The organism is Leifsonia sp. 22587, from assembly GCF_052044215.1.
GTDB classification, from domain to species: domain Bacteria; phylum Actinomycetota; class Actinomycetes; order Actinomycetales; family Microbacteriaceae; genus Leifsonia; species Leifsonia shinshuensis_C.
This window is the reverse complement of the sequence record NZ_JBQENB010000002.1, coordinates 11,355-21,014: the sequence shown is the minus strand read 5'-3', so window position 1 is coordinate 21,014 and position 9,660 is coordinate 11,355. Positions and strand designations below refer to the sequence as shown.

Sequence of the window (9,660 nt, the reverse complement as noted above, 5' to 3'; positions counted from 1 at the left end):
GATCGCGTCGGCCCGGCCGCCCCGGGCCCCGAAACCCAGCATCCCGGCCACCACAGAACACTCGACGAGGAGCGGACATGTCGACGGCTACCCCTTCGACCGCAACACAGGCGGCCGGAATCCTGACCGAGGTGAAGGACCCCGGTGATCGCACGACCAAGCGCAAAGGCATCAGGTCGCACTACCCGACCTGGTTCTTCATCCCGGCGCTCGTGCTCTACGCGGTGTTCTTCGCGATCCCGTCCCTGTCGTCGTTCTACTTCTCGCTCACCCGCTGGTCGCTGTTCGACGCGCAGTTCATCGGCTTCGCGAACTACGTCCAGTTCTTCCAGGACCCGCAGCTCTACACGAGCTTCATCCACACGCTGGTGTACGCGGTCCTCACCTCCGGAGCCAAGGTCATCATCGGCTTCTTCCTCGCGCTGCTGCTGACCTCGCCGGTCGTCGGCCGCGGGTACCTCCGGGCCATCGTCTTCTTCCCGGTGCTGCTCTCCACGATCGGCGTCGGCATCCTCTGGAAGGCCCTGCTCGACCCCTTCCACGGGATGGTCAACGGCGTCCTCGGGTTCTTCGGCCTGCCGCAGCCCGGCTGGTTCACCGACCCGAACCTCGCGCTCTACACGATCGCCGGCGTCGACATCTGGAAGGGCGTCGGCATCGCCACCCTCATCTTCATGGCGGGCATCGTCGCGATCCCCAACGAGTACTACGAGGCGGCCAGGATGGACGGCGCGACCGGGTGGCGCATCCTGCGCGACATCACGATCCCGCTCAGCCGCGGCGCCACCGCGACGGTCATCATCCTGTCGCTGATCGGCGGCCTGCGCTCCTTCGACATCATCTGGGCCACCACCGGCGGTGGCCCCGGCTTCACCAGCGACGTGCTCGCCTCGGTGATCTACAAGCAGTACCAGGCGGGCTTCTACGGCCTCTCCACCGCGGGCAACGTCGTGCTGTTCCTCGTGGTGACGCTGATCATGGTGCCGCTGTCGTACTTCCTGAACAGAAAGCAGGTGGAGCTGTGAAGCGGCAGCGCATCCGGTCCTGGACGATCGGGGTCATCGCGATCGCGGTCTCCGTCATCGTCTTCCTCGTCCCGCTCGCCTTCGTGCTCCTCCAGGCGTCGAAGACGCCGGACGACGCGTCCAGCCTCGCCTTCACCTGGCCGAAGGAGTGGAGCTTCTTCCCGAACCTCATCGCGGTGCTGGAGAGCGGCGACGGCCTGATCTGGCGGGCGTTCTTCAACTCTGCCCTCCTGACGGTCTTCTCGGTCGCGCTCATGGTGATCATCGCGGCCATGGCCGGCTACGTGCTCGCCCGCAAGCGCAGCAAGTGGGGCCCGGTCGTCAACTTCTTCGTGCTCGCCGGGCTCATCGTCCCTCCGGCCGTCGTCCCGACGATCTGGGTGCTGCAGGGCCTCGGACTGTTCAAGACCCTGCCGGGCATGATCCTCATCGAGACGACCTTCGGGCTGTCCTTCTCGATCCTGATGTTCCGGGCGTTCTTCGGGACGGTGCCGCGTGAGCTCGACGAGGCCGCGGTGCTCGACGGCGCGGGGCGGGTGCGGATGTTCTTCCAGGTGATCCTGCCGCTGCTCCGGCCGGTGATCGTCACGGTGATCGTGGTGCAGTCGGTGTTCGTCTTCAACGACTTCCAGAACCCGCTGTACTTCCTCCCGGGCGCCGACAACGCGACCGTGCAGACCACGCTGTACAGCTTCGCCGGGCAGAACCTGAGCTTCTACAACCTGCTGTTCATGGACTTCCTGCTCATCACCATCCCGCCGCTCGTGGCCTACATCTTCTTCAACCGGCAGATCATCGCCGGCATGACCAGCGGCGCCGTCAAGGGATGACGGCAGTGCCCGCGGACGACGACGAACGCACGACGCAGAACCCACCGACGCAGAACACCCCGACACAGAACCCCCCGACACAGAACACCCCGACACGAAAGCGGAGAGACAACGCAATGAACTGGCACGCCCGCATGATCGCCGCCGCAGCCGACTTCGACGGAGCGCCGCTGCTGCGACGCGAGTTCTCGCTCGAGTCCGGTCACGGAGCGGTGACCCTCGCGACCCTCCACCTGACCGCGCACGGCATCGTCGAGGCGTGGCTCAACGGCCGCCCGGTGTCGGAGGACCTGCTCACGCCGGGATGGAGCGCCTACGAGTGGCGGCTGCGGTACGCCGACTACGACGTGACGGAGCTGCTCGAGGACACCACGGTGCTGGGGCTCGCCCTCGGCAAGGGCTGGTTCGGCGGACGCCTGGGCTGGGCGGGCGGCGGCTCGTACTACGGCGACAGCCTGGGCGCGTTCGCCCAGCTGGAGGTCGAGTTCGAGGACGGCGCCACGCAGCTGGTCGTCACGGACGACAGCTGGGCCAGCGGCCCCAGCGCGGTGCTGGCCAACGACCTCTACGACGGCGAGACGATCGACGCCCGCCGGCGCGACGAGGCGTGGAAGCGCCCCGGCTTCGCCGGCGACGGCTGGACCGGCGTGCGCGAGGTCGAGTTCGACACCGCCACGCTCACCCCGTACATCGGTCCGCGCGTCACCCGCTGGGCGGCGCTGCCCGTGCAGGAGGTCACCACATCCCCGTCGGGCAAGACCCTGGTCGACTTCGGTCAGAACCTCGTCGGCTGGATCAAGGTCCGCGTGCAGGGCGAGGCCGGCGCCGAGGTGACCATCCGCCACGCGGAGGTGCTGGAGCACGGCGAGCTCGGCACGCGGCCGCTGCGCAGCGCGCAGGCGACGGACCGCTACATCCTGAGCGGCGGCGTCGACGAGTTCGAGCCGACCTTCACCTTCCACGGCTTCCGCTACGCCGAGATCGAGGGCTGGCCGGGCGAGCTCGACCCCGCCGACCTCACGGCGGTCGCGATCGGCTCCGAGCTCACCCGGATCGGCGAGTTCCACACGTCCGACCCCCTGCTGAACCAGTTCCACGAGAACGTGGTGTGGGGGATGCGCGGCAACTTCGTCGACGTGCCCACCGACTGCCCGCAGCGCGACGAACGCCTCGGCTGGACCGGCGACATCGCGGCCTTCGCGCCGACGGCCGCTTTCCTGTACGACGTCGACGGCTTCCTCTCCGACTGGCTGGTCGACCTCGACCTGGAGCAGAAGCACCACGACGGCATCGTCGGCTTCGTCATCCCGGACATCCTGAAGAAGATCGAGCAGGCCACCGACTTCGGCCCGGTCGACTCGACGGCGATCTGGAGCGACGCCGCGGTGTGGGTGCCGTGGACGCTTTACCAGGCGTACGGCGACGACGCCGTGCTCGGCCGTCAGCTCGACTCGATGACCGCGCACGTCCGCCGGGTGGAGTCGCTGCTCTCGCCCGCGGGCGTCTGGGACACCAGCTTCCAGTTCGGCGACTGGCTCGACCCGGACGCGCCGCCGGAGGACCCGGCCCTCGCGAAGGCCGACACGGGCGTCGTCGCGACGGCCTGCGCGTTCCGCTCGGCGACCATCGTCGCCGAGACCGCGAAGCTGCTCGGCCGCACGGAGGAGCAGGCGGAGTTCGAGGCCCTGGCGGCGCGGCTGCGCGAGGCGTTCAACGCCGAGTACGTGCGCGACGGCGTCGTGAAGAGCGACTGCACGACCGTGTACGCGCTCGCGATCGTGTTCGGCCTGCTCAGCGCGGCGGACGAGGCGTTCGCCGGCGACCGGCTCTCTGAGCTCGTCGCCGAGGCGGGCTACCGCATCTCGACCGGCTTCGCTGGCACGCCGTTCATCACCGACGCCCTCACGCAGACCGGCCACCTGGACGACGCGTACCGGCTGCTCCTCGAGAAGGAGTGCCCGTCGTGGCTCTACCCGGTGACGATGGGCGCCACCACGGTCTGGGAGCGCTGGGACTCCATGCTCCCGGACGGCACGATCAACCCGGGCGAGATGACCAGCTTCAACCACTACGCCCTCGGAGCGGTCGCCGACTGGATGCACCGCGTCGTCGGCGGACTCTCGGCGCTGGAGCCCGGCTACGCCCGCGTGCTCGTGGCGCCGCAGCCCGGCGGCGGCCTGACCGAGGCGGAGACCTCGCTCGTCACTCCGCGCGGTCCGGTGAGCGTGCGGTGGACCCTCGACGGCGACACCCTGACCGTCGAGGCCGACCTGCCGGAGGGGGTGGACGGCGTGCTGCGCCTCCCCGGCGAGGACGACCGGAGCATCGGCGCCGGGCACACCAGCGCGCAGGCGACCGTCCGCACGGCATCCGCCGACATCATCCGCTGACCCCGCGCACGACCGCAACCGACACGTGGCCGCGCATCCCGCAGCCGCAGAGAGAAAGCGAAGTACCATGACCCTCCCCGTCGAGATCCGGGATCAGCTGGCGTTGCAGGCGATCGAGCTGCCGAGCTGGGCGTTCGGCAATTCGGGAACGCGGTTCCGGGTGTTCGGCACGCCGGGCACGGCGCGCGACCCGTTCGAGAAGGTGTCGGATGCGGCGCAGGTGCACAAGCACACCGGGCTCGCGCCGAGTGTGGCGCTGCACATCCCGTGGGACCGCGTCGACTCCTACGCGGACTTGAAGAAGCACGCGGAGGACAACGGGGTCGAGCTGGGGACGGTCAACTCGAACACGTTCCAGGACGACGACTACAAGTTCGGGTCGGTCACCCACGCCGACGACCGGATCCGGCAGAAGGCGATCGATCACCACTTCGAGTGCATCGATGTGATGAACGAGACCGGGTCGCGGGATCTGAAGATCTGGCTGGCGGATGGCACGAACTATCCGGGTCAGGATTCGATGCGCGCCCGGCAGGACCGGCTGGCGGACAGTCTGCAGAAGATCTACGAGCGGATCGGCGAGGGTCAGCGGCTGGTGCTGGAGTACAAGTTCTTCGAGCCGGCGTTCTATCACACGGATGTTCCGGACTGGGGGACCAGCTTCGTGCAGACGCAGGCGCTGGGCGACCGTGCGGTGGTGTGCCTGGACACCGGGCACCATGCGCCGGGGACGAACATCGAGTTCATCGTGATGCAGCTGCTGCGGCTGGGGAAGCTGGGCTCGTTCGACTTCAACAGCCGGTTCTACGCCGACGACGACCTGATCGTGGGCGCGGCGGACCCGTTCCAGCTGTTCCGGATCATCTTCGAGGTGATCCAGGGCGGCGGGTACGCGAACCCGGACGTCGCGTTCATGCTCGACCAGTGCCACAACCTGGAGGCGAAGATCCCGGGGCAGATCCGGTCGGTGCTGAACGTGCAGGAAGCCACCGCCAAGGCACTGCTCGTGGATGTGGAGGCGTTGGCGGCCGCGCAGGCCGCGAACGACGTGCTGGCTGCGAACACCGTGTTCATGGACGCGTTCAACACGGACGTGCGCGCCGACCTGGCTGCGTGGCGGGAGTCGCGGGGGCTGCCGGCGGACCCGATGGCCGCGTACAAGGCGTCCGGGTACCAGGAGCAGATCGAGGCCGACCGCGTCGGCGGCACCCAGGCCGGATGGGGCGCGTGAGCATGCAGAATCAGACCGTCGCATCCCTGCTGGCCCGCTCGAACCGCCTCGGTTCGGACCCGGCGAATACGAACTACGCCGGCGGGAACACCTCCGCCAAGGGCACCGAGACCGACCCGGTGACGGGGGAGCCGGTCGAGCTGCTGTGGGTGAAGGGCTCCGGGGGAGACCTCGGCACCCTCACGGAGGCCGGGCTGGCCGTGCTGCGGCTGGATCGCCTGCAGGCGCTGCAGAACGTCTACCCGGGTGTGGAGCGTGAGGACGAGATGGTCGCCGCGTTCGACTACACGCTGCACGGGAAGGGCGGTGCGGCGCCGTCGATCGATACGGCGATGCACGGTCTGGTGGATGCGGCGCACGTCGATCACCTGCACCCGGATGCCGGGATCGCGATCGCGACGGCGGCGGACGGTGAGGAGCTGACCGCGAAGGTCTTCGGCGACCGCGTGGTGTGGGTGCCGTGGCGGCGTCCCGGCTTCCAGCTCGGGCTCGACATCGCGGCGATCAAGGCCGCGAACCCGGACGCGATCGGCACCATCCTCGGCGGCCACGGCATCACCGCGTGGGGCGACACCTCGGAGGAGGCGGAGGCGAACTCGCTGTGGATCATCCAGACCGCCGCGGACTACATCGCCGCCCACGGGCGTCCCGAGCCGTTCGGCCCGGTGCTGCCCGGGTATGAAGCGTTGCCGGAGGCCGAGCGGCGGGCGAAGGCGGCGGCGCTGGCTCCGCACCTGCGCGCGATCGCCTCGACCGACCGGGTGCAGGTGGGCCACTTCACCGACTCGGACGTCGTGCTGGACTTCCTGGCGTCGGCCGAGCATCCGCGGTTGGCCGCGTTGGGCACCTCGTGCCCGGACCATTTCCTGCGCACCAAGGTGAAGCCGCTGGTGCTCGACCTGCCGGCCGACGCATCCATCGAGGAGTCGGTGGCGCGGCTGGAGGCGCTGCACGAGCAGTACCGGGCCGACTACCAGGCCTACTACGACCGGCACGCGACCGCGGAGTCGCCGGCGATCCGTGGCGCGGACCCGGCGATCATCCTCATCCCGGGCGTGGGCATGTTCTCCTACGGCAAGGACAAGCAGACGGCCCGGGTGGCGGGCGAGTTCTACGTCAACGCGATCAACGTGATGCGCGGCGCGGAGGCGCTCTCGTCGTATGCGCCGATCGATGAGGCGGAGAAGTTCCGCATCGAGTACTGGGCGCTGGAAGAGGCCAAGCTGCGGCGGATGCCGAAGCCCAAACCGCTCGCCGGGCGCATCGCCCTGGTCACCGGGGCGGCATCCGGGATCGGGAAGGCCATCGCGACGCGGTTGGCGGGGGAGGGTGCGTGCGTGGTCATCGCGGACCTCGACCTGGCCAAGGCGCAGGCCGCGGCGGCCGAGATCGGCAACGCGGATGTCGCCATCGGTGTCGCCGCGGACGTGACCGACGAGAAGGCGGTGGAGGCGTCCATCCGGGATGCGCTGCTCGCGTTCGGCGGTCTCGACCTGGTGGTCAACAACGCCGGGCTTTCGATCTCCAAGCCCCTCTTGGAGACCACGAACGCCGACTGGGACCTGCAGCACAACGTCATGGCCAAGGGGTCGTTCCTGGTCTCGCGGGCCGCCGCGCGCGTGCTGATCGACCAGAAGCTCGGCGGCGACATCGTCTACATCTCGTCCAAGAACTCGATCTTCGCCGGCCCCAACAACATCGCCTACTCGGCCACGAAGGCCGACCAGGCGCACCAGGTGCGGCTGCTCGCCGCGGAGCTCGGCGAGCACGGCATCCGGGTCAACGGCATCAACCCCGACGGCGTCGTCCGCGGGTCCGGGATCTTCGCCGGCGGCTGGGGCGCCAAACGCGCCGCCGTCTACGGAGTGCCCGAGGAGGAGCTCGGCCAGTACTACGCCCAGCGCACCCTGCTCAAGCGCGAAGTGCTGCCCGAGCATGTCGCCAACGCGGTCTTCGTGCTCTGCACCAGCGACCTCGACCACACGACCGGCCTGCACATCCCGGTGGATGCGGGAGTCGCGGCCGCCTTCCTCCGATGAGCACGGCAGCGTCACCCGGGGCGGGCACGGTCGCCGCCGTCGACCTCGGCGCCACCAGCGGCCGGGTCATCCACGCGCGTGTCGGCCCCGACACCCTGGAGCTGACGGAGGCGGCCCGCTTCCTGAACACGCCCGTGCGGGTGTGGGAGGGCGACCGGGCCGCGCTGCATTGGAACCTCACCGGGCTGTATACGAACGTGCTCGACGGCCTGGCCTCGGTCGCGCGGGCCGATCCGGCGCTCGCGAGCATCGGCGTGGACGCGTGGGCGGTCGACTACGGACTGCTGCGCGACGGGCGCCTGCTCGGCGAGCCGTACCACTACCGCGACGAGCGGACCGCCGACGGCGTCGCGACGGTGCATGCCGCCGTCGAGCCGGGGGAGTTGTACCGCGAGGGCGGACTCCAGTTCCTGCCGTTCAACTCCCTCTACCAGCTGGCGGTGGATGCCGCGGGCGGCTCGTTGCAGTGCGCGGACCGCTTCCTGCTCGTCCCCGACCTCCTCACCTTCTGGTTGACCGGGGCAGTGCAGGCCGAGCGCACCAACGCATCCACCACCGGCCTGCTCACGGCCGACGGCGCCTGGAACGACGCCCTCATCGCGCGGCTCGGACTTCCGCGCTCCGTGTTCCCGCCCCTCGTGGACGCCGGGACGCCGGTGGGGCGCCTCCTGCCGTCCCTGCGCGGCGACCTGCCGTTCGGCGGCGACGGTCCGGTGGTCACCGCGGTCGGCTCGCACGACACCGCGTCGGCGGTCGTCGCCGTGCCGATGGACGCATCCCGCGCCGCCTACATCTCGTGCGGAACGTGGGGGCTGGTCGGCGTCGAGCTTCCGCGGCGCGTCGTCTCGGAGGAGGGACGCGCGGCGAACTTCACCAACGAGGGCGGCGTGGATGGGCGCATCCGCTATCTCCACAACGTCATGGGGCTGTGGCTGCTCAGCGAGTCGGTGCGCGAGTGGCAGCGCCGCGGGCTGCGAGTGACGCTCGAGTCGCTGCTCGCCGAGGCGGCGGAGCTGCCCCGGCCGGCGGACCTCTTCGACCCGGACGACCCGCGCTTCCTCGCTCCGGGAGACCTCCCGTCGCGCATCGCCGAGTGGTTCGCGGAGCGCGGGCTGGCCGCACCGGCGTCGCCGGCCGGGATGGTCCGCGTCATCGTCGAGAGCCTCGCCGCCGCCTTCGCCGACTCGGTGCACCGCGCGGCGGCGCTCACGGGCGTCGCGGTCGAGGTGGTGCATCTGGTGGGCGGGGGAGCCCGCAATGCGCTGCTGTGCCAGGCGACCGCCGACCGCAGCGGGCTGCCCGTGCTCGCGGGGCCCGTGGAGGCGACCGCCATCGGAAACGTGCTCGTTCAGGCGCGTGCCGCCGGCCTGCTCAGCGGGGACCTGGAGACGCTCCGTGCACTCGTCGCCCGCACCGCTCAGATCACGCGCTACGACCCCGTTAGGATCCTTGCCCATGGTTGATCGCCAGTTCCCTCGTCCAGTGGAGTTGCTGGAGTTGATGCAGTTCCGGAAGCCGGAGCTGAACCTGAAGAAGCGGCGGCTGGAGTCCGCGCTGACGATCGAGGACCTGGCGCGGATCGCCCGCCGCCGGACGCCTCGTGCGGCGTTCGATTACACGGAGGGTGCGGCCGAGGGGGAGCTGTCGTTGGCGCGGGCCAGGCAGGCGTTCCAGGATGTGGAGTTCCACCCCTCGATCCTCCACGACGTGTCGCAGGTGGACACCTCCTGCGAGATCTGGGGTGGCCCGTCGGCGCTGCCGTTCGGGATCGCGCCGACCGGGTTCACCCGGTTGATGCAGACCGAGGGGGAGACCGCCGGAGCCGGCGCTGCCGGTGCGGCGGGCATCCCGTTCACCCTGTCCACGCTGGGCACCACGTCGATCGAGGGGGTGAAGGCGGCGAACCCGCACGGGCGCAACTGGTTCCAGCTGTACGTGATGCGGCAACGCGAGATCAGTTATGGCCTGGTGGAGCGGGCGGCCGCGGCGGGGTTCGACACCCTGTTCTTCACGGTGGACACGCCGATCGCGGGGGCGCGGTTGCGGGACAAAAGGAACGGGTTCTCCATCCCACCCCAGCTCACCCTCGGCACCATCATCAACGCCATCCCGCGCCCGTGGTGGTGGTACGACTTCCTCACCACC

The 9,660-nt window shown here is 69.8% G+C and carries 7 protein-coding genes; all 7 read left to right on the top strand.

Annotation, left to right across the window (positions count from 1 at the left end; genetic code table 11):
* Positions 1-77: 77 nt before the first annotated feature.
* Positions 78-1,025 carry a carbohydrate ABC transporter permease gene (locus tag ACTJI1_RS08030; protein ID WP_440742209.1) on the top strand — a complete coding sequence of 316 codons (948 nt, stop codon included), beginning with the start codon at positions 78-80 and terminating at the stop codon, positions 1,023-1,025.
* Positions 1,022-1,855: a carbohydrate ABC transporter permease gene (locus ACTJI1_RS08025; protein WP_310128091.1), complete on the top strand. Its 834-nt coding sequence runs from the start codon at positions 1,022-1,024 to the stop codon at positions 1,853-1,855. Before ACTJI1_RS08030 ends, ACTJI1_RS08025 begins: the two co-directional genes overlap by 4 nt.
* Positions 1,856-1,971: 116 nt before the next feature.
* Complete coding sequence (locus tag ACTJI1_RS08020) at positions 1,972-4,245, top strand: family 78 glycoside hydrolase catalytic domain (protein ID WP_440742208.1); 2,274 nt, start codon at positions 1,972-1,974, stop codon at positions 4,243-4,245.
* 67 nt (positions 4,246-4,312) lie between these two features.
* Positions 4,313-5,476, top strand: a complete 1,164-nt coding sequence (gene rhaI / locus ACTJI1_RS08015; RefSeq protein ID WP_440742207.1) for an L-rhamnose isomerase — start codon at positions 4,313-4,315, stop codon at positions 5,474-5,476.
* Positions 5,477-5,478: 2 nt separating this feature from the next.
* Positions 5,479-7,515: a bifunctional aldolase/short-chain dehydrogenase gene (locus ACTJI1_RS08010; protein WP_440742831.1), complete on the top strand. Its 2,037-nt coding sequence runs from the start codon at positions 5,479-5,481 to the stop codon at positions 7,513-7,515.
* On the top strand, positions 7,512-8,978 hold the full coding sequence (locus tag ACTJI1_RS08005; protein ID WP_440742206.1) for a rhamnulokinase: 1,467 nt from the start codon (positions 7,512-7,514) through the stop codon (positions 8,976-8,978). Before ACTJI1_RS08010 ends, ACTJI1_RS08005 begins: the two co-directional genes overlap by 4 nt.
* Positions 8,971-9,660: alpha-hydroxy acid oxidase (locus tag ACTJI1_RS08000; protein ID WP_440742205.1), on the top strand; the 690-nt coding region annotated here is incomplete at its 3' end. The genes ACTJI1_RS08005 and ACTJI1_RS08000, both read left to right, overlap by 8 nt.